Source organism: Halorubrum halophilum (genome assembly GCF_000739595.1).
GTDB lineage: Archaea > Halobacteriota > Halobacteria > Halobacteriales > Haloferacaceae > Halorubrum > Halorubrum halophilum.
The window spans coordinates 1-681 of record NZ_BBJP01000053.1; the positions used below are offsets into that span (position 1 = coordinate 1).

1 protein-coding gene is annotated in these 681 nt (G+C 59.9%); it reads right to left on the reverse strand.

All coding sequences use genetic code 11. From position 1 onward, the window contains the following. The coding region (gene tnpC, locus ACP96_RS14115; RefSeq protein ID WP_154020484.1) for an IS66 family transposase at positions 1 to 681 on the reverse strand (681 nt) is incomplete at both ends.

Sequence of the window (681 nt, forward strand, 5' to 3'; positions counted from 1 at the left end):
CTGGTCCGTCGGGTACTGACCGGTCAATCAGCGATTCAAGCTCTTTTCGCGCCACACGCTGGAGGTCTGCTCTCTCACGAGGACTTGGGTCGCTCTCCAGCCGAGCCTGGAGAGCGACGTATACCTGTCTGAGAGCCTGGTAGATCGGTTCACCTTCTGGCTGCTTTTCGGCGGCGTCCTCAGCCTCTCGAAGAATGTGCGCCCAGCATCGCTGGAGGTTGCTGCTGAAAGCTGGGTACGCCGTCCACCCGTCACAGACGACTGTTCCCGCGAAGTCCTCGCCGAGGACTTCCGCGGGAACATCACTTCCGCGACTCTCCCTGACCGCGTACAACGTGTGTTGAACGGTCTGAAACGTCCAAATCCACGCTTGTTCACCGTCGCGCTTGATGCCTGTCTCGTCGATGTGAACCACGTCAGCATCCTGAATCTCTTGACGGATCTGCTCGTACTCACAGCGACCGGCGCGCGCAGCGCGCTCGGTCGCGTGCCACGCGGATGCACCCGAGAGTTCGAGTCCGTGTAGTTGCTCGAAGCGATCAGCGATCTTCCGGTAAGGAAGGCGGTGATCGTACCGTGACAGAGCTGATTGAGCGATGACGTTAACCCCGAACTGCCCCTCATCGGGGCAGTCGGGGTGAGACGCAACTGTCTCTGTTACAAAGAGGAAGGGGGTGGAGA